Annotated in this window: 20 protein-coding genes and 1 tRNA gene; 14 read left to right on the forward strand and 7 right to left on the reverse strand. The window is 52.1% G+C overall.

From position 1 onward, the window contains the following. Positions 1-111: 111 nt before the first annotated feature. Together EYC87_RS16605 and EYC87_RS16610 are read right to left on the reverse strand one after the other, a co-directional pair. On the reverse strand, positions 112-1,722 hold the full coding sequence (locus EYC87_RS16605) for a carotenoid oxygenase family protein (RefSeq protein ID WP_279253856.1): 1,611 nt from the start codon (positions 1,720-1,722) through the stop codon (positions 112-114). Positions 1,723-1,811: 89 nt separating this feature from the next. Continuing rightward, positions 1,812-3,275 carry a coniferyl aldehyde dehydrogenase gene (locus EYC87_RS16610; protein ID WP_279253857.1) on the reverse strand — a complete coding sequence of 488 codons (1,464 nt, stop codon included), beginning with the start codon at positions 3,273-3,275 and terminating at the stop codon, positions 1,812-1,814. Positions 3,276-3,538: 263 nt separating this feature from the next. Here EYC87_RS16610 and EYC87_RS16615 point away from each other — a divergent pair. The 3 genes from EYC87_RS16615 to EYC87_RS16625 all read left to right on the forward strand — a co-directional run bounded on the left by EYC87_RS16615 (position 3,539) and on the right by EYC87_RS16625 (position 4,362). Beyond that, positions 3,539-3,615 (forward strand) — tRNA-Arg (locus tag EYC87_RS16615). A gap of 19 nt (positions 3,616-3,634) precedes the next feature. Beyond that, positions 3,635-3,901: a DksA/TraR family C4-type zinc finger protein gene (locus EYC87_RS16620; protein ID WP_279253858.1), complete on the forward strand. Its 267-nt coding sequence runs from the start codon at positions 3,635-3,637 to the stop codon at positions 3,899-3,901. Between the two features lie 182 nt (positions 3,902-4,083). After that, entirely contained in the window at positions 4,084-4,362 is a 279-nt protein-coding gene (locus EYC87_RS16625; protein WP_423243983.1) for a YebG family protein, read from the forward strand. Positions 4,363-4,422: 60 nt separating this feature from the next. Here EYC87_RS16625 and EYC87_RS16630 read toward each other — a convergent pair whose 3' ends face one another. Next, complete coding sequence (locus EYC87_RS16630) at positions 4,423-5,826, reverse strand: M20/M25/M40 family metallo-hydrolase (RefSeq protein ID WP_007230231.1); 1,404 nt, start codon at positions 5,824-5,826, stop codon at positions 4,423-4,425. A gap of 190 nt (positions 5,827-6,016) precedes the next feature. On the opposite strand from EYC87_RS16630, the gene EYC87_RS16635 reads away from it, so the two are divergent. Together EYC87_RS16635 and EYC87_RS16640 are read left to right on the forward strand one after the other, a co-directional pair. Then, the gene (locus EYC87_RS16635) at positions 6,017-7,429 is read left to right on the forward strand and encodes a sulfatase-like hydrolase/transferase (protein WP_279253859.1); all 1,413 of its coding nucleotides are present in this window, start codon (positions 6,017-6,019) and stop codon (positions 7,427-7,429) included. 51 nt (positions 7,430-7,480) lie between these two features. Next, on the forward strand, positions 7,481-7,960 hold the full coding sequence (locus tag EYC87_RS16640; RefSeq protein ID WP_007230227.1) for a thioesterase family protein: 480 nt from the start codon (positions 7,481-7,483) through the stop codon (positions 7,958-7,960). Between the two features lie 19 nt (positions 7,961-7,979). On the opposite strand, the gene EYC87_RS16645 is transcribed toward EYC87_RS16640, so the two are convergent. Beyond that, on the reverse strand, positions 7,980-8,600 hold the full coding sequence (locus EYC87_RS16645; RefSeq protein ID WP_279253860.1) for a 3'-5' exonuclease: 621 nt from the start codon (positions 8,598-8,600) through the stop codon (positions 7,980-7,982). Between the two features lie 250 nt (positions 8,601-8,850). Between EYC87_RS16645 and EYC87_RS16650 the strand changes: the two genes are divergently transcribed. The 3 genes from EYC87_RS16650 (at position 8,851) to EYC87_RS16660 (ending at position 13,820) form a co-directional block, all read left to right on the forward strand. Next, entirely contained in the window at positions 8,851-9,801 is a 951-nt protein-coding gene (locus EYC87_RS16650; RefSeq protein WP_279253861.1) for a fatty acid desaturase, read from the forward strand. 11 nt (positions 9,802-9,812) lie between these two features. Then, entirely contained in the window at positions 9,813-10,658 is an 846-nt protein-coding gene (locus EYC87_RS16655; protein WP_279253862.1) for a sugar phosphate isomerase/epimerase, read from the forward strand. A 105-nt stretch (positions 10,659-10,763) separates the two neighbouring features. Next, positions 10,764-13,820, forward strand: coding sequence for a hybrid sensor histidine kinase/response regulator (locus EYC87_RS16660; protein WP_279253863.1), 3,057 nt, complete (start codon positions 10,764-10,766; stop codon positions 13,818-13,820). Here EYC87_RS16660 and EYC87_RS16665 read toward each other — a convergent pair. Together EYC87_RS16665 and EYC87_RS16670 are read right to left on the reverse strand one after the other, a co-directional pair. Next, the gene (locus tag EYC87_RS16665) at positions 13,817-15,595 is read right to left on the reverse strand and encodes a SpoIIE family protein phosphatase (RefSeq protein WP_279253864.1); all 1,779 of its coding nucleotides are present in this window, start codon (positions 15,593-15,595) and stop codon (positions 13,817-13,819) included. The two genes, EYC87_RS16660 and EYC87_RS16665, sit on opposite strands and share 4 nt — an antisense overlap. A gap of 162 nt (positions 15,596-15,757) precedes the next feature. Further along, positions 15,758-16,831, reverse strand: a complete 1,074-nt coding sequence (locus tag EYC87_RS16670) for a peptidylprolyl isomerase (RefSeq protein WP_279253865.1) — start codon at positions 16,829-16,831, stop codon at positions 15,758-15,760. 343 nt (positions 16,832-17,174) lie between these two features. Between EYC87_RS16670 and EYC87_RS16675 the strand changes: the two genes are divergently transcribed. From EYC87_RS16675 to EYC87_RS16685, 3 genes are all read left to right on the forward strand, one after another. Beyond that, positions 17,175-17,405 carry a DUF2789 family protein gene (locus EYC87_RS16675; protein WP_040542179.1) on the forward strand — a complete coding sequence of 77 codons (231 nt, stop codon included), beginning with the start codon at positions 17,175-17,177 and terminating at the stop codon, positions 17,403-17,405. A 90-nt stretch (positions 17,406-17,495) separates the two neighbouring features. Further along, on the forward strand, positions 17,496-17,855 hold the full coding sequence (locus EYC87_RS16680; RefSeq protein ID WP_279253866.1) for a YeeE/YedE family protein: 360 nt from the start codon (positions 17,496-17,498) through the stop codon (positions 17,853-17,855). Beyond that, positions 17,856-18,149: a DUF6691 family protein gene (locus EYC87_RS16685; RefSeq protein WP_279253867.1), complete on the forward strand. Its 294-nt coding sequence runs from the start codon at positions 17,856-17,858 to the stop codon at positions 18,147-18,149. Here EYC87_RS16685 and EYC87_RS16690 read toward each other — a convergent pair. Then, positions 18,146-19,819 (reverse strand): ATP-binding protein, encoded by a 1,674-nt coding sequence (locus EYC87_RS16690; protein WP_279253868.1) that lies wholly within the window; start codon positions 19,817-19,819, stop codon positions 18,146-18,148. The genes EYC87_RS16685 and EYC87_RS16690 overlap by 4 nt on opposite strands. Positions 19,820-19,994: 175 nt before the next feature. Between EYC87_RS16690 and EYC87_RS16695 the strand changes: the two genes are divergently transcribed. From EYC87_RS16695 to EYC87_RS16705, 3 genes are all read left to right on the forward strand, one after another. After that, the gene (locus EYC87_RS16695; RefSeq protein WP_279253913.1) at positions 19,995-20,408 is read left to right on the forward strand and encodes a pyridoxamine 5'-phosphate oxidase family protein; all 414 of its coding nucleotides are present in this window, start codon (positions 19,995-19,997) and stop codon (positions 20,406-20,408) included. A 338-nt stretch (positions 20,409-20,746) separates the two neighbouring features. Then, on the forward strand, positions 20,747-21,673 hold the full coding sequence (locus tag EYC87_RS16700; protein ID WP_279253869.1) for an LLM class flavin-dependent oxidoreductase: 927 nt from the start codon (positions 20,747-20,749) through the stop codon (positions 21,671-21,673). A 210-nt stretch (positions 21,674-21,883) separates the two neighbouring features. Then, a complete protein-coding gene (locus EYC87_RS16705; protein WP_279253870.1) occupies positions 21,884-22,258 on the forward strand; it encodes a glutaredoxin family protein in 375 nt (124 codons plus the stop codon). Positions 22,259-22,557 lie beyond the last annotated feature (299 nt).

The following is a 22,557-nucleotide window of genomic DNA, read 5'->3' on the forward strand; positions in this document are numbered from 1 at the left end:
GAACAGCATCTATATCAATTCCGCGTTTTTGAAAAACGGTGCGACGCCACAGCAGATATGCTGTGGCAGCAACTGGACCCGGACTATTCAGCACAGGTCGTTCGTTATAGCTTACGCCTGCAGCGACTGCAGCTGCTCGCTATTCAGCCAACAACCATGCACGCCATAGGGCACTCTCTGAGGTAGTGTCAGGCGGGCAATCTCGGTCATGGTCTTCGCATCAAGCACTAGTAACGCAGAGTCCTTATCGCTCGTAAGTAGCTCTATCAAGTAACCGTCATCTTCTTCCACTGCGTTGTCTCGCGGCACGAAAAGGGCTTCACCCCCACGGTATTCGCCATAGTCAAAACTCGCTATCGCTTGCTCACTCAGTAAGTCATATTTCAGTACACCACTGCCCATGATTCCACCGGAACCTTCTTCATCGAGTAAATAGGCATAGCGAGTTTGCTTACCCAGCCAATCAGTGTTGATGCTGGGGCGTTCATAAAAATGCTGCAACAGACAGCGTTTATCAACCAGTGCCCCACTGTCCAAATTGAAACGGAACTTGTAGAGATGAGCATGCGGCTCCTGCGGCGAATGAATGGGCACATTACTCGGATAACTGGTGAATACCGGGGCCACCAATACCAACTCAGTGGCTCCATCTGCGTCAACTTCCTCCCAGCCATTGACCGTGTGCCAAATGTGACCGTGCATATCAGCATCAAACCAACGCACGGTGGCGTCACTGCCTTCCTGGCGATGCAGCACACCAAAACGCATCATGTAATCGGAGTCGTAATAAAAAGCACTGGCGTGTTCCTTAAACGACTGCCCTGCGTCGAAACGCAATGACAAGTCAGGAAATACCGCGCAATGATCTGTCAGGAAGCCATCATGGACGAATGCTGAAGAGGGTTTAGCCTGGTCGATTTCCTGATAGAAAGTCAGCTCGCCTTTCGATAACACTGAATAGGACACGGAACCGCTTTTCAATTCAGTGCTAAAGGAATGCCAATCGCCGGTGTCAGGATCGATCTTGGGGTGAGCCGTAAAAGGCCCTGTAAGCACACCGCCAAGGCCATCGAACTCGCCCTCACCACTGAGCACCAACAGACCATCTTCAAAACGCACTTGCAGAGCGAAGGGGTAAGCAGTTTCCTGCAGTGCGTAAAGCTTGCCGTGATGGCACTGGATAGCAGTCGTCGCTGAAGCGTTTTTCACACTGTCCATCTTCGGTACCAGCCCGAAACGCTGCTCCATGAGATTGCTGATAATGCGCGCGAGCCCTTTTTTGCCATTGCCGGCTATATCACCAAACTCTGGATACAACTCCTTACCCGCCTCTTGTTCATGCGCAAAGCGCGGAGTGCGCACATAGGTATTTGAGTACCAGGCACGACCCTCTTTAAACTGCACCTGGTGCAACATACCTGCGCCATTAAACATGTGCAGACGCGAACGGGATTCAGTGAACTGTCGGTTAGTACCATTGCGTAGGTAAGCGCCTGTCAGATCATCAGGTAACGTCCCGCTTACCGACAACTCCGCTCTGTCCAGCTCACTGTGTACAGGATCAAAACCGGGCTGGCGATAGGCGCTGTTCTCGTTATAAGAGTCGATGGCGGGATCAGCTTGTAATTTTCGAACCCAAGCAGTTACCAGGCGCGGCAAAAACACCGTGCGCGCCAGCAGCAATGCCAGCAAAACAATGACGACAGTCATTAGGGTGGCCATGGGGTTAGTCTCCGGAAATTGTTGTTATGAGAGTGGGTACCGACGCTGCTTCTGCACTCGACCAGTACCCACTATATTCATTATGAATTTTAGATTTTGGTTTGCATCTTTATCGAGTTTTCGGTGTTTTTACCGTAAGGCGGACGCATCCCGGCAAGTCCCGCGATATCAAATTTTGGCTGGCGGTATATCGCCTTGGCATGACTAAAAGTCTTAAAGCCGTGCTCACCATGATAAGCGCCAGTTCCAGCAGGCCCTACGCCACCGAAGGGCAGGTCCTCCTGCATGATATGCATAATAACGTCGTTAATGCAGACGCCACCTGAGGTAGTGCGATCCAGCACGTCTCGCTCTTCGCGTTTGTCATAGCCGAAATAGTAAGCCGCGAGAGGTCTTGGCTTCGAATTGACGTAATCAATAGTTTCGCTGAAATTTTTATAGGTTTTAATCGGTAGCAACGGTCCGAAAATCTCTTCGTCGAGAATTCGCATATCTTCCGTTGGATTCTTCACAATAGTGGGCGGCAGTTTGTGCGTGCCCTGTTGCAGGGAGAAGTCTTCTGCAGCTGGATTGCACTCAATAATCTCAGCTCCTTTTGCCTTGGCGTCTGCAAGATTTTCCTGCATACGGCTAAAGTGCCTTTCATTAATCATTGACGTGTACTGACCGTTATCCAGCAGCTTTGGGTACATTTCCGCTACCGCAGAATGAATCTCAGCAATCACTTCGTCGACACTTTCTTCGGGCACCATCAGGTAATCGGGCGCCAGGCAAATTTGTCCGGCGTTCATGGTTTTGCCGAGCATCACTCTGCTCATGGCCTGCTTGATATCTGCACTGCGGCTTAGAATCACGGGTGATTTTCCACCGAGTTCCAGTGTTACCGGCACCAGATTTTTTGCCGCAGCCGCCATGATGTGGCGGGCGATGCCGGTTGCCCCGGTAAACAGCAGATGATCGAACGGTAAATTGCTAAAGGCAACCCCGGTTTCTGGCCCTCCGGGAAAGATAGCAACCTCTTTCTCATCCCAGGCATCTTTAACGATATCCGCCATGACCTCGGAAACGGCAGGCGTAAATTCGGAGGGTTTGACCATTGCTCTGTTGCCCGCCGCCAAAATGTCGGCGATCGGAGCAAAAGTTAAGTTAGCGGGAAAATTCCAGGGACTAATCACGCCCACTACACCCAGTGGCTGATACTCAATCCAGGACCGACCACCCAACACGTTCAGAGGAAACATGGTTTTGCGTTTGTCGGGTTTCATCCAGTGTTTGACGTGCTTTATGGCGCTCTTGAACGGCATGATGCTGGCCGAAACGTCCGTTATCATGGACAGCTCTCGGGGGCGGCAACCAAAATCAGTACTGAGCGCCTCTACCAACTGGCCTTGATGCTTGTGAATCGAGGTCATACCCCGTCGCATCCGATCGATACGAACCTCTGCGCTCACATGTCCTTCGGCGGTGTAATCCGCACGCTGGGCCTGCAAAACAGCGGTCATGGCTTCTGCGACAGAGTCCTTTTCAATTTCAGCTTGCTGGGGGGCATTCATGGCTTTCTCCTCGAAAACAGTGGTGTATGGGCCCGACAAACATGAGGTCGCGGCGTAAACCCCCATCCTAGTGCATTCCCACAACATAATAAAACAGGATAAACGGCTTTTTAAACGTGTAGCGGCAGGGAGTAGATTAAACGACGATGCGACATTGCTGACTTTAAGAGCGATATTACGATCGGCAATACTGTTATCGGCTCAAACATTTGTTCCCTGACTTTGTCCGTTGGCGGAAATAGTCTGTATACTTGCGTCTCCACGCGCCCGTAGCTCAGCTGGATAGAGTAACTGGCTTCGAACCAGTTGGTCGGGAGTTCGAATCTCTCCGGGCGCGCCAATCTACAGCGGAACATCTCATGGCTGGAGGTTTTGCTAAAAACGGAGCGGTCCAGGAGCAAATAGACGCGAGCCTGGAAGATGAGATCAGTCGCGCCCGTGATCGCCTGCCCCATGGTAAAAGTCTCCTACAATGTGAGATATGCAGCGCCTCCATCCCTGAAGCTCGCCGCAAAGCCATTCCCGGAGTACGCCTGTGTGTTAAGTGCCAAGCATCGCTCGACGAGGAAGAGGCCGCTTTTTCGGGTTACAACCGTCGGGCTAGTAAGGATAGCCAACTGAGATAGCCCGTTAAAATAGCCCGTTAAAATAGCCCGTTAAATTAACCCGCCCGCCTGCTCCACTCCCAACAGCCAAGTTCACCGAGCTACAGTCTCGCGTAAAAAGCGCTTGCCAATTTTACTGTATATATATACAGTAAAACCAAATACAACAAACGCACACGAGGTGAACTGTGGCCGTAGTAGCAATGTGGAAATGTGATCGGGATAACGCAATGTTTGACAGCAAAAAAGCAGCCGATGCCCATGACAAAATTCTGGAACTGGCGGAAAACTTCAGTCTGCTTCTTGAAAAGCAGGTTGATGGCATCAGCGAGCAAGACGCAGAGAACATTGGGCTTCTGCTCTCCAAAAATAAGGACGTACTGATCGCCGCCTGTAAAGGCAAGCCAGAGCTATTGTTAAACATTGGTAGCGAGAGCGCAGAAGACGCATCGAACGTAACGCCTCTGGCTGCCCAGGCATAGTGCCTAAAGCGGCTTTATAGACAGTATTGTATTGCGCGTGAGCAAATCGGACTCCGATCCTTAGCTTGGCGCGTTGCTGGCGAGTTCTTTGAGGATTACGGTCCAGTGATCCAGAGCGTCATAAAACGCCTTCTTGGGCACTCGTTCGTTTAGGCCGTGAGCAAAGTTGTCTTCAGGGCGCATAAAGAGCCCTGAAATCGCCAAGGTCGGAATGCCTGCGTTTCGAAAATGCATCCCGTCGGTCGCACCCGAAGCCATGTAGCCAATAATCGCCACATCGGGATAGCGAGCATGAACGGTTTTCGATACGGCGGCCATCACGTCCGGGCGCAGCTCCGACATTGGGCTCACAGTGGCCTCACCCAGCTCAACAAATTCAATGGCGTCGTTATCAACCACCTTTGCAAGCTGCGCTTTTATCTCAGCGACGGGCACTCCAGGATAAACGCGACAATTAATAGTGACGGTCGCTGACTGCGGTAAGGCATTTTCAGCATGACCGCCACGAAGCATTGTCGCCACACAGGTTGTCCTGGTTGCTCCAATGTAAGACGGCTCCAATGCAATCCGATCAGAAGCGCTGTTGTCCCCGGGATCTGCTGCAAACCGAACCATTGCCTCTCCCAACTCTCCACCTTTTTGCTTTCCTATCTGCTCAAAGTAACCGAGCGTCATATCACTCCAGCGAACTGGAAACCGGTAGTTTCTGATGCGGGTGATCGCATCAGCCAAGTCATAAATTGCATTATCTACGGCGGGTCTGGAGCTATGCCCACCCGGGTTACGAGTGGTCAATTCCCAGGTCACATAGGTCTTTTCGGCCGCCTGAACATTGTATGACAGCGCCTTTCCCGAGCTGTCCAGGCCGCCACCGCCAGCATCTGAGTTAAGCGCAAACTCTGCCTTGGCGATGTCGGGACGCTCATTTGCCAACATTATGGTTGACGCCATGGTGCTTTCTTCATCGCCCGAAAAAGCAATGATCAAGTCACGATTGGGGACAAAACCCTGTTTACGTAAGCGGATAAAAGTGGAGGTCAGCTGAGAAACCCCGAATTTATTATCATCCGTCCCGCGTCCATAGAAAAAAGTTGCATCCTCGGTCAGCTCAAAAGGAGGGCGCTGCCAGTCACTGGGCAGTGCTTCCACAACGTCCATATGACCCAACAGTAAAATAGGTGCCTTGCCTGAAGATCCATCGCCGCGATACGTTGCCACCAGGGCTGCTGCATCGCCGACGGGAAGAACTTCAACATCATCCGCCGGAAAACCGGCTGCCAATAACTCATCGGCAAGAAAGCTCGCCACTCGCTTCACGTTTCCGGAGTTTTTCACTGACTCAATACCAATAATATGGCGGTAAATATCCAAGGTTTTTTGAGCGTGCTCGCTTGACTCATTTGCGGCGACTGTCAGCACCGGGAACACGATACTGGCCGCGAGGGGGAGTAAAAACTTGTACATTGTCAGCTCCTTACGATTTCGCCCAGTTTAGTAACAAAAGCCTTTTGCGTCATGACAAATCTGAAGTGGAGTAATTTCCTTTGACCACCGCTGCCCGCCTATCGCTGTCGACAGCCGCAATTTAAGCAACTACCATCAATTTGAACAGCGCGCTCAATGCCGTGAAAGCAAAACGTCAGGGAATACAGGAATGCCAAAGCTCAATCGCCCTCTCAAACTCGCTGCATATTGCAGCACACTTGTATTTTCAGTTCTATTCTCCGTTACCGCCGCCGCCAGCAAGCCCAATATCGTAATGGTTGTGATGGACAACTTTGGTTATGGGGAAGTTGGCGTGTATGGCGGTGGCATGTTGCGCGGAGCTCCAACACCCAATATCGATAGCATCGCAACAGAGGGGTACCAGCTTACCAATTTCAATGTTGAGGCCGAATGCACCCCCTCCCGTTCATCCTTAATGACGGGGCGTTATGGCATACGCACCCGGCAACGCCCCAACGATGAACCTCGGGGCATCTGGTATGGCATTACTCCCTGGGAGATCACCCTGGCAGAGATGCTGTCAGACGCGGGGTACGCAACGGGGATGTTCGGCAAATGGCACCTGGGCGATGAAGAGGGCCGCTATCCCACAGATCAGGGCTTTGACGAGTGGTACGGTATACCCAACTCCTCAGACCAGGCCTTTTGGCCTGATAGCGATAGCTTCCAGAAAGATGCCGGGGTGGAATTCACTCATGTCATGGAGGCCAAACGGGGTCAGAAACCGAAAAAAAAGGACGTCTATGGTCGCGAACAGCGCAAGACTATCGACCGGGAAATCACAGATCGCGCTATCGATTTCATCAAGCGCAAGGCCAAAGCGGGTAAGCCGTTCTTTGCTTACCTGCCTTACACGCAAACTCATGAACCGGTTGATGCTCATCCCGACTTCAAAGGCAGCACCGGCAACGGCAGTTTCGCCGACGTTCTGGCACAGACTGACTCTTACGTGGGCGAGTTACTGAAGACGATTGATAACCTCGGCTTTAAAGACAACACTATCTTTATCTTTACCTCAGACAACGGTCGCGAAGGTATAAAGCGATCCTTTGGATTCACCGGACCATGGCGAGGAACAATGTTTGCTCCCTACGAAGGCTCACTGCGTGTGCCCTTCCTGATCCGCTATCCGGATAAAATTCCGGCCAAAAAAGTATCAAACGACATCGTTCACTTGATCGATATATTCCCTACCATTGCCAAGCTATCCGGCGGTGAGATACCACAGGACCGAATACTGGACGGCGTGGACCAAACAGATTTTCTCACAGGCAAATCTGAGAAATCTGCCAGAGAATCCGTAATCATCTATATCGGCAACGAACTCTTTGGTGTGAAATGGCGTAACTGGAAAATGCTTCTCAAGGAAATTGACGAAGACAGCTACGCAATTCAAACCATGGCCTACCCATCAATTTATAATTTAATTGTTGATCCCAAGGAAGAAGAGCCTGAAAAATTCTATCTCGATGATACCTGGGTAGACACGCCACTATGGCGAGTTGTAGAAGAGCACACTGCCTCTATTGAAGCGGACAAGGGCGCACCGCCCGAGCAATGAGATGTGGCTCACAGCCCTCTGTCACCCCTTTTCCTTTAGCGAGACAAATCTATGCCCGAGACCGCACTTTTCACTGCTTTTACTGAAGTAAAACCGGAGTGGATTGATTTTAACGGCCACATGAACATGGGCTACTATCTCGTGGCTTTTGACCATATCGCAACCGACCAGTTCTACAACTCAATGAACATCGGCATAGCACACAAACAGGCCCTGGGTATGACCACTTTCACGCTGGGCGCTAACATAGACTTTATCCGCGAAGTGCTTGCGGGCGACACACTCAGACTGACCAGTCAGCTGGCAGACTATGACCATAAACGCTTGCACTACATTCACCGTATGTACCATGCCGATAAGGGGTATCTGGCGGCCACCAACGAATGCCTGGGTATGTATATCGACTTGGAAACGCGCCGCAGCGCCAGCTTCAACGATGAGCAGATGGCGCGGTTTGAACAGGAACTGGAGCGGGGGAAACAGGTTCCTTTGGCCGAAGAATTTGGTCGCAAGCTGGGCATTCGACGCTAAACGGCGAGGCAAGCCCAAGTCACAGCTGACAGACGCTCTCCCAAAATTTGCCTACAGCATGCTTTGGCGTTTTTGCCACCCTCTGCATTTGCTTGAAATCTATTGCCGATATAGCGTACCGCCGTCGAACGTCATTCAACATCGCAAGCCAGAGCTTCGCCGTCATTTCAGAGTCATACAGGGCCCGGTGAAAAACACCCTCTACAGGAATATTCATGAACTCAACCAAGGTACCCAACTTGTGATCGGGCGCTTGCTGAAAGATTCGACGAGCGGCGAGCATGGAGCAGGAGAACTGTCCTGTATAGCTTAGTGCAATCCGTTCGAATTCAGCGTCGAGGAATCGCTTATCGAATGATGCATTATGAGCCACCAGATTGTCCTCGCCTATGAAGTCAGCAAAGTCTCGCATCACGTCACTACACGGCCGGGCATCCGCAAGCATCACGTTTGTAATCCCAGTAAAGGATTCGATGAAGCTGTCGACACGGCGACCTGGATTCATCAGTTCCTGAAAACGCGCAGTGACTTTCCCACTCTCAATGCGTACCGCTCCAATTTCAATAGCACGATCGCCCTCCCCCGGGGACAAACCTGTGGTTTCAAAATCAAGGACTACTACGGTATCGGCGTTAGGCACACTAAAGCTCTCATCTGAGTTCGTGCCCCAGGGTTTAATCAGTTGAGGTCACTGTCTTCAGCTTACCACCGAAGAGAATAGACGCGTTAGTCGGTGTGGACCTTTGCCGTCGAGTTCAGTTTGAATTGACGCTCCGCCATGCTGGACCTTTTATCAATAAAAAATCAAAAAAACTCGCCTTATATTGATCGCCTTCGCGGTCCCAATATTTTATCCTGCAGGGGCAAAGCTCCGAGGTAAGGAAAAAGCAGTGGAAGGTTTTATCGGCAATGAGAAACTCATCAGCGGCGAAAAGCTGCGCAGCTACAACCAGCGCACCAATCTGCGCGGGTGTCTGCAAACGGGAAGCCACCTGACCGCTATCTCGCTCGCTGCCTATGCCTTGCATAACAGTTGGGGCAGCTACTGGGCAGCCTTGTGGTTTGTCGTATTGGGCACGCTACTGAACTTTCTTTACGCGGGACAGCACGAGCTGTCCCACTGGACAGTGTTCAAAGCCCGCTGGCCCAATAACCTGTTTGGTCACCTGTTCGGATTTATCCTGTTAATGCCCAGAGAGCACGATCGCATGGAGCACTACCAACACCATCGACATACCCAGGATCCGGATCTGGATGGCGAGCTTCAGGGCAGCCCCTATTTCAACACTCGCAGCTATCTCTGGTATGCCTCGGGCCTGGGCTATTGGACAGGTATTATCTGGCGCACCTTCGGTACTGCTTTCAAACGAAGATTTCCCGCATTCTTTACCCCAAAACAATGCCTACTATCGACGCTGGAGGCGCGCCTTTACCTCTTCGGCTATCTGCTGATCGCCCTGCTGTCCTGGTACCTGCAAAGCTGGGCGGTGATCGCCTACTGGATCGCTCCCATGTTCGCCACTAAATTCATTCACAACTGCCAGAACCTGGCAGAGCACACCGGCATGCCCAATGAATCCGACATTCTCATTAACACCCGCACCATCAAAAGCAACGCTTTACTCAACTGGCTGGCCTGGAACATGCCCTACCACACCGCACATCACACCTATCCCGCGGTTCCCTTTTATAAATTGCCCCAACTCCACGCTGAGATGGTTGCAGCCAGCGGGCGTGAGCCCGAAACTATCAGCTACTTAAGCTATCAATGGCATATGCTAAGAAAGCTGCGCCGTGAAGGCAGCTCAGAGTATAAGGGTAAACCGCTCAGTAGCTATTAGGAGGCTTGGCCGTGCAGGACCTCGTTGTATACCAGTCCCTTTGGGGCATGCAGACCTGTAACACCAATGTCGCGACTCGCCCCCATGAAGAGGTTTTTGCACAGGCAGCGCAAGCCAAATTCGCGGGCCTTTGTCTGGATCCCGGTGTCAGTCAAATTGAGGAGTACCTGGCCCTAAAGCCCTTTTATCAGCAGTACCAGATGGGCTGTCTGGTCAACGTATTTCCTAATACGGTAGAGGAGATGAGGCCGTTACTGGAATTCAGTAAAGAAATGGGTGCTCCCTATGCCAATGTTATCGCTCCCGTGTTTCCGCTCACCGTTGAGGATGCGATCCCCATTATCAGGACCTGGCTCGAAATGGCCGACGACATCGGCATGCCCATCAAATTCGAAACACATCGGGATTGTATTACCAACGACATGTTCATGACCCTACAGTTACTTGACGCTATTCCCGAATTGCGCCTCACGGCTGACCTGTCACACTATTGCCTCAATCGCGAGATGAGCGCGCCAATAACGGCGCAAAACCAGGCGTGGATTCAGCAACTCCTGGAACGCTCCGACAGTTTTCAAGGGCGGATCTCCAGTCACGAGCAAATCCAGCTGCCATTGCACTTCCCACAAACCCAGAAATGGATTGGCATTTTCAAAGATTGGTGGAAGCGAGGCTTTCGATCATGGCGTACCAGGGCAGGTGACAACGAAACACTGATTTTCCTGTGCGAGCTTGGCCCGCCTGAATACGCCTTTACCGATGCCAATAACGAGGAATTGTCTGATCGCTTTGAGGAGGCCATAAGGATTCGAAGCTGGGTTCAGGCAATCTGGCAGGAGCTGGAGGCAGAGCTTTAAAAGCAGGGCCGGATTGGCAATAAAGAACGCGAGAAGGTTGAAAACTTGTCAGCCTCCGCCACGATGCTATATTTCATTCATTCGCTTAAAACAAGGAGTAGGGATTTGCGCCAATCGGCGTCTTTTGTGTATCTAATCCGTGTTCTGTCATGCATTACTCTGGCTGTGTCGGTCTACGCTCACGGCGCTCCCAACACTGTCAGTATTCCAGACGGAAAGGTGACCCTTCTGCAATCCATTCTGGTGAATACCACTTGGCCCAATGAAAGTGAGATCGACAATTTCATTATTGGGCTATACGGTAAAAACAGACAACTTACGCGCTCCTTAAAACGCGAACTGGATGGTTTTACAGTGCGCGGAAAGCCCGTGAAAATTACCGCCTTCGATGCTCTGAGCAATGCCAGAAAAGCTCACATCCTCGTACTTTCCTCAGCGGAAAACTCTCGACTGGCAGCTATCGAAAACGCATTGAAAGGCAGTCAAACTCTGATCGTTAGCGATGGCGCGACCGATAAAGATCGAATCATGGTCAACTTTACGCAACCGGACAAGAACCGTCTTTCCTTTGAACTCAACCGCAGTAATATCATTGACGCTGGAATTTCCCTGTCACGGGATATGCTGCTGTTCGGCGGCAGCAAACTGGATGTCGCCGCCATCTATCAGGAAACCGAGGCAAAACTGGAACGCGCGAATGCTGTGGCAAACGAGCAACAAAAACTGCTGGCAGACCAGAAGAGCACCATCGACAGTCAACAGCAAGAAGTTGAGCGCAACCGTAGCGAACTATCACTATTGGAGCTACAACTAGACGCGATACAAAGTACGCTGGCTGACAGCGAGAGCCGACTTGAGAAGAACGCTGCGGCACTGATAAAAAAAGAAGACATACTGGCTGAAAAAGAAGCATACATCGACAGCTACTCCCAGAGAATAGAGCGCAACCTAAAGCGGTTGGAGGACCAGCAAACGGCGATCGCTGAGAAAGAGCGCCAGATTGCGGATCAGGATAAGGTGCTGATGAAACAGGTCAGCACCATCGAGAGCCAGCGATTTATCCTGATCGCCGCAGCGGTCACCCTGCTTTTGGTGATATCTCTCATTGTCGTTATATTTCGAGGATATAGAAGCAAGCATCGGCTCGCGCTGCAATTGGAAGGAAAGAGCCGGGAGCTCGGCGTCGCCAACGACAAGCTGGTGCAGGTCACTGAAGCTAAAAGTCGGTTTCTTTCCGCCATGAGCCATGAAATTCGTACGCCCATGAACGGCGTCATTGGTATGGCGGAACTGTTGGAGGGCACCGATCTTACTAACCAGCAGGGTGAGTATGTTTCTCTAATTATCAAATCTGCAGACACGCTCCTGGGCCTCATCAACGATATTCTCGACTTCTCCAAGATTGAAGCCGGAAGGCTGGATCTTGAACATATTCCCTTCAACCTACGAGATATTCTGGGAGACACTCTACAAACCCTGGCCCTTCGCGCAAACGAAAAAGACATTGAACTCACCTTTCATATTCCGCCTGATATACCGGACAAATTGATTGGTGATCCCCTTCGACTCAGGCAGGTCATCGTTAATCTGGTTGGCAATGCCATCAAGTTTACCGAGGTTGGGGAGGTCGCGGTTGATCTTCTTCTGCAATCGATTTCTGACTCGGACATTCAGCTAGTATTTGAAGTGCGAGATTCAGGTATTGGCATTTCAGACGCACAGCAAAGCAAAGTTTTTAAGGCTTTCGACCAGGCAGACACCTCTACCACCCGACAGTTTGGCGGCACTGGTCTGGGGCTGGCGATCGCCCGCCAACTCACGGAAATGATGGGCGGCACGATGGCCGTGCGAAGTAAGCTCAACGAGGGGAGCACCTTCTCCTTTAGTGCCAGCTTCGGCTTGCCCGAGCAGCCTGAAACGGTGGCACTGGAGCCGCAGGAGCTAAAAGGCCTGAACGCGCTGGTGGTCGACGACAACAGTACCAATCGAATGATACTCGAGGAATTATTGGTGAACTGGGGTATGTCCGCATGCGTTGTAGACAGCGGCGAGAAGGCGCTCGAGGAATTGAAACGCGCCGAAGACAACAATATGGCGTTTGCAGTGGCGCTGCTAGATGTAATGATGCCCAACATGGATGGGTTCGAACTCGCTGCGAGAATCCGTCAGCGTCCCAAGCAAAACAAGACCCGCATCCTGATGCTCACTTCAGCTGGACGCTCAAACACTGAACAGATCAGTCAGCGACTCGATATTTCACGCGTGCTATTGAAGCCTACCAAGCAGTTTGATCTACAAAGAGCGATTACCGATGCACTGGGCGTGACCACCAGTCACACCGTCAAAAAAGTTCAGAATCTGGTGCCGGGCCCGGAAGCTCGTCGAGTGCTATTAGTGGAAGACAACCCGGTTAACCTGAAAGTAGCATTGGAGCTGCTGCGTAAACGGGGTCACAGTATTGAAGTTGCGCGCAACGGCGCAGAGGCGGTGGAGGCCGCTGCGAAAGAAGATTTTGACGTCGTGCTAATGGATGTGCACATGCCAGTAATGGACGGCCTGACCGCCACCCGTATTATTCGTGAGCGAGAGCGCGTCGACAAGGTAGCGCATGTGCCCATCATCGCCCTGACCGCGGGAGCAACCGTAGAAGACAGGGAAAATAGCATCTCTGCAGGAATGACTGATTTCGTCAGCAAACCGTTCAAATCAGATGAGCTTTTCCAAGCCGTAGAAAGCAGTTCTATGAGTGCGGCGAGCGCAGTCAGCGCAGATACGGCTGACAACTCAGCGGTTCGCTCAGGCAATGAGCCCTGCCTTGACTGGCAGGGAGCGCTAAGAAACCTTGAAGGCGACGAGAATTTTCTTCACGAACTTGCCCAGATGTTTTTATCCCAGTACCCCGCACTGCTGCAAGCCGTAGAAGCGGCCGTATCCAGCGAAGATGCAGATGAATTGAGAAAGGCGGCTCACTCGCTGAAAGGCTCAGCTCTGGTAATAGGCGGGCAGGCCACTGCCGCGGCGGCGCTGTCTCTTGAAAATGTGGGACTCAGCGGAGACTTTCCCGAGGCCTCACCGTGCCTAAACAGCTTGCAGGGAAATCTAGCAGAACTAAAGGTTGCGTTATTGACACAGCTGGGCGCTAGTCAGGTTGATGCGTCCTAGTTTTCCCCAGGCAAATCAGCGCGCAGGGAATTTACAACGGCTCGAAACTGTTCCTGGTTCTCAGCGCTAAGTGAAGCCAGAGTTTCGTGGGCCCCCAGAATTCGGGCGCCCTGTTGCTCGGGGCTGAGGCTTGCAGCATTAATAGCCGTCATGCCGTGCGGCAGGCTCTGGGTATTCGGGTTAATGTGTTCCAACACACTGGTCATGCTCAATTCATCGAACAGCTTGCGGACGTCGGGAGAAACCGCTTGCAGATTCACAGATTCCGGATGCGATGTCACAATTTCGTGCAGCGTTCCAAGGCAAGTGCTGTCCATGTGCTCACAGTTTCCGAGATCCAGGGTGAGTTCTGCGCACTGTTCCAGCATGGCATTCGAGCAATCGAGCAATGACTGACCACACAGCCAGGTGACAGCGCCGGAAATACTGATATAAGCATGACCATCCGACGAGCCTTGCTGAAGCTCAGGCGGAGGAGCGAGGGGTTCATGCTGCTGCGTTTCTCTGGGTACCGCATCATCAAAATGGCTTTCGCCCTCGGCGCGCTCGAGAAGAAACATCGTAATATCATCGCGGTCACTACCGACACCCCGAACAGCGCTTGCATATAAATTACCAAGCAACTCCTCCCTGTTTTGGCCGGAATTTAGTGCATCTGCAATATCCTCGGTGCGAGGAGAATCCGGCCCACCATCCAGCACACCGTCGGTATAAAGCATCATCCGATCGCCATCGGTCAGCGTAAATTCATGTTCGTCATAGCCAGCCCCCGGCTCAAGCCCGAGAGCGGGGCCCGTGCGCTCCAACATCAATGGTGAACCCTTCGCAGGATTCAGAACACAGGGTGTGTGACCCGCCGATGCCAACCAACCACGACCGGAATGCAAATCAAGCAGTACGTAAACCGCTGTAATAAAGGCACCGGGCGCCGACAGCATATCGTAGAGCCGACTGTTCAAACGCTCGAGCACTTGGTTGGGCATTAACACCTTTTCATGACGGTCCAATTGCTTCAAACGCAACTTGAACAAAACGGAAAGCATCGCTGCAGCCACACCGTGACCGGCGGCATCCGCGATGACCAGACCAAGATGCTTTTCGTCCAACATGACAGCGTCATAAAAATCCCCACCGACGCTGCTACCAGGACGATATAGCGTCTCCATACACCAGCCCGGAATTACCGGTGGCTCCTGGGGTAGCAGCGCTCGCTGTATAATTTCAGCCCTGTTCAGATCTGCCTGAATAACCGCGGCCTGGTTCTGCAGCACATGGCAAACCTGCTGTAACTGATCTACCTTCTCTGCGAGCTGCGAATTACTGTCCTCCAGCTCCGCATATAGTCGCTTTCGCTCTCGTTCCAGTTCGATATGATCCATTGCATTACGCACGGCCACGCGTACCCGAGGTACCTCCGGTGGCTTGGGCAGATAGTCAAATGCGCCGCTTTGAAGGGCTTCCACTGCCGCGTCAAAGGTCTCTAATCCGGAAAGAATTATCCACAGTGGCTGCGGGCAATGCTCCTGGGCCCATTTCATCAGCTCCAGGCCATCCATGTTCGGCATAACGACATCGGTAACTACGACGTCGATGGCCATCGTTTGCAAAACCTTCTGGGCCTCAAGCCCATCCTCAACCTCCAGCACCTTAGCGGGGTTGAGCTGACCGAGACCTCGGGTGACGATTTTGCGCACCATGGGGTCGTCATCAACAACCAAAAATACAGGTCCAAGCTTGTCCGGGAGATCAGTTCCGGGGGAAACACTGTTTGTCATGGCCATACCTCCCAACGTTCAGACCACAGGATAGCGACAAGTAAAGGACGTAGTAGCGCAAATGTCCAATTTGCATGTGACCCTCCATTACAGCACACACGGCCCGTGCTCACCGATCTGGTCCTGGGACTGCGCTAGGGAATTCTGCGATTTATGCCAAATCTATAAAAAACGCACAGATTGCAGTAGTACCCCTCGTGCAGGCACATCGCTGCCTACGCCGGCCAACTGAGTCGTGGGCTCGGCTGCTATTTCATCGACGACAGACATGCCAGAATATACACGAGCAAAAACAGCGTAACCATCTGGGTTATTGCTGGAGCCAAAATCAAGAAAACTGTTATCTGCCTGATTGATAAAAAACTGAGCTGTCGCGCTATTTGGATCACTGGTCCGCGCCATCGAAAGGGTGCCACGGCTATTTGAAAGCCGATTACTCGCCTCATTGATAATGCTGGGCCCCGGGGTTCTGATGGACCATGTCACTCTGTCTTCGTCATTGTAGCCATCGAAGGAGAGCAGACCCATCTGGATCATAAAACCGTTGATAGCCCTGTGAACCAGCATCTGATCGTAGAACCCTGCTCGCACATAATTCAGGAAGTTGGCGGCCGTTACGGGTGATTCCCAGTTATAGGTTTCAAGTAAGACCGTGCCCACATCAAACGACATTTCTACGCGCTGACTCCCCAGGACCTCTCGGGAATGCAGGTCTAACATATCTGCTGGCTGTCCCGATGTTACCGCGTCTGAGAGTGCTGCCAACTTGTCCTGCGGACCGAGCAAAAACGCGCCGTCGATCGTTTGGTTCCAGCGCAATACATCGTCGTAATCAATCGTCCCATTGCGGTCGACATCGCCCACCACAAGCTGGGCAGCCGCGTTGAGGCGGTCGAGGATGGCTTTGTTTGACAGGCCTGCAGGTGCCTGCAGTTGCTGGCGATACAGGGCTTCGGTAAGAACCGAGATTTTCAAGTTGCCCTCTGTGATGCGCTCCCCCGTGGCAATCACATGCCAGCTACCCTGCACTTCCACTGGGCTGTCGCTCAACAATTGTTTTCGACCCGGGTCATAGTCTTCGCCACCGTGGGCGGTCACTACATAAAGAGACTGCGAATCCAGCTCCGACAACTGCGCCCCAAACTGCGTTATGCCAACCACGAGCAGACGCAGTAACGATGACCAGTCGTCCCATTGTTGCTGGCCACCCTGCCCAATCCAGTCCGATGCTCGCATGGAGCTTCCAGTAGCCAGGACATTGTCCGGGTTGTCCAACGGAGCGACTGTGACTTCAGCCCCCCCTACCGATCCGTTAAGCTGGGTATGAAAGCAAGCGGATAAGCAGAGGCAGGCAACGAGCAACAGGCTCGATTTGACGAATCGATTCATAGTGATGGAACTGTCTGTATTTTTAGAGCTCAGAATTTTAACACAATGCCGCGCACTGTTAAGCGCGCAATGCTTCACTCGAATTGCCGCTCTCACGCATCGAGGTCGTTCACCACAGTTTGATACAAAGCAAGCCGCAGACGGGCAAACCGCCTATACTTGAGCTAAGCCCAGACAGGAGCCTCATAACGTGGATACATCCCGCCATACCATCCAGTGCCTTTTCAAGCAGTTGGGTCTAGCCAGCAGTGATGCCGCTATCGAGTATTTTGTACAAAACAACCATTTGCCAAAGGATATCCCGCTGGATCATGCCGCCTGCTGGGATGCGGGTCAGGCGCAGTTTATCCGCGAGTCACTGGACCTGGATTCAGATTGGTCAGAAATTGTCGACCAGCTTGACGCAATGTTGCGGCACTAGCAGCCCAAACTCGACCAAGGGCAAGGCTGTTTGTTTACCTATTCAACACCACTCATTGGCTGACTTATTATCGGCATCGCCGCCAGCGCCATGCTCTATTTTATCGGTCGAATAGCGGGCATCAGTGGGATTGTCTGGAGCGCAATTTCGGCCCGTGCCGACAATAGCTGGCGGTGGCTATTCATTAGCGGCCTGCTGGCGGGGCCTATCCTTTATCACGCCCTATTCAATACACCCTACCCCGCCGCCAGTGACCTTCCCTGGTGGCAGGCTGCTGCGGGAGGGTTGTTGGTTGGCATTGGCACCAAACTTGGCTCCGGCTGCACCAGCGGCCATGCAGTATTCGGACTTGGCAGACTGTCACTGCGCTCTCTCCTGGCCACTGTTACTTTTATAACAAGCGGTATGGTTACTGTTTATGTAATTCGACACCTCCTGGGAGGGCTGTAGATGAAACCTCTTGTTGCGCTTTTGTGCGGGATCATTTTTGGCTTTGGTCTTGCCATCTCAGGAATGACAGATACGGCCAAGGTACTGGGATTTTTAGACCCGTTTGGTCACTGGGTTCCTGATCTGGCATTTACCATGAGCGGAGCAGTATTCGTCACAATCATCAGCTTCCGGTTTATTCTACGGCGGCAAAGTCTTGTGCTGGTCGAAGCAGCAAACAGAACCGGCCGGGTAACGGCGATATTCGCTACAAATGTTCCCGCCACTGAAGCGGCAACATTAATCAAGCGCTAGCGCTCCTGCTTGTGCCAGTTGTTAACCAACTTCTCAACATCTACCGTACTGCCGCCGTCGCGCCATTTGTCCGCGTAGTCAATATCCGTTGAATTGGGAGGCGGGTCCGGCAGGTCTATTTTAAATCGTACCGGCATGGGCACGGCTTCACCGAGCGCAACGGCCTCACCTTTTGACAGGGAAGTTAGCGCGGCAAAGGTGCCTCGCGCAGCATCTGGCACCATAGCGCGCACATACTCCTGGTCATCCGGATTGGATATTCGTAAACAAATGAACGAACTGCACTGGGCCAGTACCGTTTCTGAAACATCGTGTGGGCGCTGGCTCACAACGCATAATCCAACGCCATACTTACGGCCGTTCTTGGAGATTCTCTCCATAGAGCGTCGCGCTTCCCGAAACCGTGGAATATCTTCCCGGGGAATATACTCATGCGCTTCTTCACAAATGAGAAACAGCGGGAACTCCCGGCAATGTGGATTCCAGAAATTGAACTCGTAGCACAGTCGGCCGATCTGGGCAGCCACCAAAGGAACCACATCGAAAGGAACAGCACTGAGGTCAAGCACCGTAATACTGGCCTTTTTATCGCCAATACCCACCAGGTCTGCCATCAGGCCCGGCAGTGACTCGGTGGAAGTGCGAGTCTTCGGCCGCATCAAAAAATCATAGCGATTGTCGTTCAGCAGACTTTGAAGACGCACCAGCACCTCGTCAAATTTGCCGTAGAGTGGAGATTTTTTCTTGCCAAAATCACTGGTCTCCCGGTTTGCCGCTTTTACCGCCTTAATCAGATCTTCCATGGAATAATACAAGGGAGAATCAACAGTGATGTGACCGATATTCAGATGGTCATTGGCCTCTTGCCGCAGTCGGGTCATGCAAGAGCGCAAAAAAGATATTTGAATGGAGGCGTTCTCGTCATCGGAGTTAATCACCAACTCGGTGAGCTCGGAAAACGCGAGTAGCCAATAGGGGAACTCCAGCTCCTCGGCCCTGAAACAACGTACTTTGTCTGCCGGAAACGGTGACTTGGCGACCAGGCCATCAACTTCCTTGTCGCCATATTCCCCATGCATATCCAACAAAATAATATGCGAGTTAGGCATACTCTTGACGGCTGACTGAATGAGACTGGTCACTGTCCATGACTTACCGGAACCAGACTGACCCAGGATTGCCGCGTGACGTCCAAAGAAAGCTGAAGCATCGAGGTGCACACCAATATCATCAAACGAGGTTAAATGACCCACCTTGAAGTCCTGATCGCCGTAATCGGAAAATATTTTCGCCAGACTGCCATCCACCAGCCGATGCAGTTCAGCCCCGCTGATAGGATAATGAGAGATACCTCTGGTGAACTCGCCTTTATCACTGATTTCACCGAGGGGCGTCAGGTGAACCATGTGTGCGGCACGGCCTTGCTTATCGGCCACGCGATAGCTGCGATCAACCATAACCAGAGTGTTCCAGCCTGACTGACGAACCGTGAAATAAGAGCCGACCTGCCCCAAGGTCTTGTCTTCGTCGGTCGAGGTTGCAGCTTCTTTTGGTGAATCCAGCCTGGCAGTAAACTGATCTCCAGTGACGTCCATAAGAACGCCTACTCGAGAAACCGTAGCGCCATTGTTGGCTGCTGGTTTATCCGTAGAGCCCGCTTTGTCGAGCATACATCCTCCTGCACGCATTATTATTTTCCTGAAATTACGGGATAACCCTACGATGAGTAAAGGAAAATCCATGGTTTATTTCAATTAACATTCACTGCTAAGGTCTACGCTTAAAAGCTGGTTTTTTGTTATCCGTAAAAAGATAAAACCTATGGAGATCGCCTTTGTGACTAGAATGACTGAAGAGGAAAGAGAGTCCTTTCTTGCCGAGGTGCGTGTGGCTGTAGTCGCTATCCCCAGGAATGACCTGGGGCCGCTAACCACCCCGGTATGGTACTGGTATGAACCGGGAGGTAATCTCTGGTTTGAGACCCAGCCGACATCCCGTAAAGGCCAGCTCATGCAGATCGGCACACGGATCAGCCTGTGCGTGCAGGACGAGCGCCCCCCATACACCTATGTCAGCGTGGAAGGTCCGATAGTGGAAATTGCAGAAGACGATAGGGATCTGCATGAAATTCCTATGGCCATTCGCTATATGGGCAAAGAGGATGGTCCAAACTATATCACCGGCCTGCCTCCCTCTGAGTGGAAGCGCTACATAATGCATCCCGAACGCTGGCTCACCATGGACGGCTCCAAAAGTTGAACATTGAGTCATTCTGAGCCAAATCGGAGGCGTTCATGAACGGCCATGCAGTTCATATCCTTGTTCATCTCCATTAGGTCTTGGTAAAAGACGTGATGAGCGCCCAGGGCCGCAACCGGCTTACATTCATAAGATTCAATGTGGACAGCACTGGCATGAGGTGTGGTGTCCGCACCCCCATCCGAGTATGGTTTTGCCTTCGCCCTTGGAGAATCAGTTATGCCACTCGCTCACATTTTGCTGTTACGCGGACCTAGCCTAAACTCGACGCCAGATTCTGATCGACAAGTGGCTGGCAATCGATACTTTTACCCGCTCACTCAATCAGCAGTCTGCCAATGAACAAACTGCATCTGGGCTTAACCTGCTGGAAACCGGAATCTAGCTGGAACGCTCGCTCTCTTTGCGACCAGGCCAGTCACGCAGAACAGCTGGAGTTTGATTCCTACTGGCTGCCAGAAAATCATTTTGGCAACAACGCCATGCCCTCGCCTCTCACCCAGCTGGCAGCAGTATCAGGGTGCACCTCAACTATCAAATTGGGTACGGCCTCCTACCTGTTGCCGATTCGGCATCCAATACAGGCCGCAGAGGAAGTCGCCGTAGTCGATCAGCTTTGCAATGGTCGCTTAATTTTGGGCTTGGGTCGCGGTATGCAGGAATCGGTATTCAACGCTTTTGGCGTGGATAGTAAGGAAAAAAGGAAGCTGTTTGCCAGTCATCTAGCCCAAATGCGCGAGGCCTGGAATGGCAATATTATTGCGACTGAAAATTCATCAGATAATATCTGCCTTTCCCCATTGCCAGTACAAAAGGGCGGCCCGCCACTTTGGATAGCGGCATTTGGTCCATTGGCACTCAAGCAAGTCGCAGAGCTAGGGCTGCCGTATCTGGCATCGCCAATGGAGACGCTGCAGGAGCTTAAGGACAATTACTCTCGCTTTAACGCCCTGCTCAAGGAAGCAGGGAAGTCACCACCAGCAACGGTAGCAATCATGCGAACCGTTTTTGTTCATGACGACCCCCGGCTGTGCGACCAGGTTGCCAGTACCCTGGCCCAGCAAGCGGGCAAGTTTCGACGCGCAAAAGCGGCGGACCCTCGAGATTGGGCCCTGATCGGCAACCGCACTCATGTCGAAGACAAAATCGCCGAGTACCGGCAAGCACTGGGCGTCACTCATTTCATCGGGAGCGGAAGATTTCCCGATGTCGATTCAGTGGCGATAAAGACCAGTATTGAAAACTTGGCCGCGCTGAATAGATAAGTCGCAGCGCTGCAATCTGTGCGTAGCCGCTTTGCGTAAGCTGACTTAAGGTTAGGGTCAAAAAATGCTTTCGCCAGCCTTCGAAACGGCCGCCCGGACTCAATAGCGCAGGGTTTTGAGCTTCATGTACAATGCGCTCCGATTCAACTCCAAAAGCAACCTCGAAGACGATCGTAGCCGCTTTTTAGCAATAACCACGGATTAAAAACCATGCAGATTATCCGCCTGATACTCGGCAAACTGATACTCCTGGGGAACTGGATCTTCACTCCTCAAAGTCTGAAGCGCGATCCTGCACTGCAGGCTGCTGTTGACCAACAGGCCGCCTCTCTTGCGCTCTATCAATACGAGGCCTGCCCGTTTTGTGTAAAAGTACGCCGATCTATGAAACGTCAGGGGCTGACCATTGTCACCCGCGACGTTAAAAGGTCCGAGAACGCTAAAGATGAGTTGCTGGCCGGCGGCGGTAACCTCAAAGTCCCCTGTCTGCGCATTGATCAAGGCGAGCAAGACTACGAGTGGATGTACGAGTCCGAAGACATCATTCAGTATCTGGAAGCTCGATTCGCTGCCGCTGAAGCCTGATAGTCGCGTAAACTGTATCCCATGTCATCGGACAACTAACAAGGGCCACCACTCTGCCGAGAGTGCTTACACCTCTTGATCCGCGATCGCGAACACTTCCTGGTGGGGCCAACATGGACAGCGGGAACCGCTTTCACCTATGGCGCAATGGGCGGTATATTTGGCTCCTGGTACATCCCTTCGAAGAATGAGCACACGCCCTGGGAAACAGGACCAGAGGCTCAAGATCACCATCGCTCCTTCTGGCAAAACACAATGAGACCATTTCGCGATTCGTTACAGATGCTAAAGACTGCGCC

This window comes from Candidatus Seongchinamella marina (genome assembly GCF_026262685.1).
GTDB classification, from domain to species: Bacteria; Pseudomonadota; Gammaproteobacteria; order Pseudomonadales; family Halieaceae; genus Halioglobus; species Halioglobus marinus.

Bases quoted from the DNA above. Each gene is read 5' to 3' on its own strand.
- EYC87_RS16630 (WP_007230231.1), bottom strand. From the start codon at position 5,826: ATGTACAAGTTTTTACTCCCCCTCGCGGCCAGTATCGTGTTCCCGGTG.
- EYC87_RS16690 (WP_279253868.1), bottom strand. From the start codon at position 19,819: ATGCTCGACAAAGCGGGCTCTACGGATAAACCAGCAGCCAACAATGGC.
- EYC87_RS16620 (WP_279253858.1), top strand. From the start codon at position 3,635: ATGGCTGGAGGTTTTGCTAAAAACGGAGCGGTCCAGGAGCAAATAGAC.
- EYC87_RS16665 (WP_279253864.1), bottom strand. From the start codon at position 15,595: ATGACAAACAGTGTTTCCCCCGGAACTGATCTCCCGGACAAGCTTGGA.
- EYC87_RS16700 (WP_279253869.1), top strand. From the start codon at position 20,747: ATGAACAAACTGCATCTGGGCTTAACCTGCTGGAAACCGGAATCTAGC.
- EYC87_RS16605 (WP_279253856.1), bottom strand. From the start codon at position 1,722: ATGGCCACCCTAATGACTGTCGTCATTGTTTTGCTGGCATTGCTGCTG.
- EYC87_RS16705 (WP_279253870.1), top strand. From the start codon at position 21,884: ATGCAGATTATCCGCCTGATACTCGGCAAACTGATACTCCTGGGGAAC.
- EYC87_RS16610 (WP_279253857.1), bottom strand. From the start codon at position 3,275: ATGAATGCCCCCCAGCAAGCTGAAATTGAAAAGGACTCTGTCGCAGAA.
- EYC87_RS16685 (WP_279253867.1), top strand. From the start codon at position 17,856: ATGAAACCTCTTGTTGCGCTTTTGTGCGGGATCATTTTTGGCTTTGGT.
- EYC87_RS16625 (WP_423243983.1), top strand. From the start codon at position 4,084: ATGTGGAAATGTGATCGGGATAACGCAATGTTTGACAGCAAAAAAGCA.
- EYC87_RS16695 (WP_279253913.1), top strand. From the start codon at position 19,995: ATGACTGAAGAGGAAAGAGAGTCCTTTCTTGCCGAGGTGCGTGTGGCT.
- EYC87_RS16635 (WP_279253859.1), top strand. From the start codon at position 6,017: ATGCCAAAGCTCAATCGCCCTCTCAAACTCGCTGCATATTGCAGCACA.
- EYC87_RS16680 (WP_279253866.1), top strand. From the start codon at position 17,496: ATGCTCTATTTTATCGGTCGAATAGCGGGCATCAGTGGGATTGTCTGG.
- EYC87_RS16670 (WP_279253865.1), bottom strand. From the start codon at position 16,831: ATGCGAGCATCGGACTGGATTGGGCAGGGTGGCCAGCAACAATGGGAC.
- EYC87_RS16640 (WP_007230227.1), top strand. From the start codon at position 7,481: ATGCCCGAGACCGCACTTTTCACTGCTTTTACTGAAGTAAAACCGGAG.